Source organism: Pseudomonas typographi, assembly GCF_014694385.1.
GTDB classification, from domain to species: domain Bacteria; phylum Pseudomonadota; class Gammaproteobacteria; order Pseudomonadales; family Pseudomonadaceae; genus Aquipseudomonas; species Aquipseudomonas typographi.
Window position 1 is genome coordinate 1 of record NZ_JAAOCA010000193.1, and the last position, 255, is coordinate 255.

Annotated in this window: 1 protein-coding gene; it reads right to left on the reverse strand. The window is 62.0% G+C overall.

Annotated features, from left to right (window positions below):
* On the reverse strand, window positions 1-205 hold a 205-nt coding region (locus HAQ05_RS28355), incomplete at its 3' end, for a hypothetical protein (RefSeq protein ID WP_190427781.1).
* Window positions 206-255 lie beyond the last annotated feature (50 nt).

Below are 255 nucleotides of genomic sequence, written 5' to 3' on the forward strand. Positions count from 1 at the left end.
CGATCAGCGCCGCATCGCCCCCGCGCAGCCGGTTGACCTGCAAGGCGATGATCGCGCCCATCTGCTCCTGGCGCTGCATCGAGTTGAACGATCCATGCTTTTCCCGATACGCAGCCCAGGCCAGCATTTCCGCATAGCTCATGTTTTGCCTGAGTTCCGCCACCGTCCGCCCGCCGACTCCGTTCAGCACCAGTTCGTGCTGCAACTCATCGGCGGCCGTCAGTTTTTTACCGGGGCATTGACCTCATTCACGGC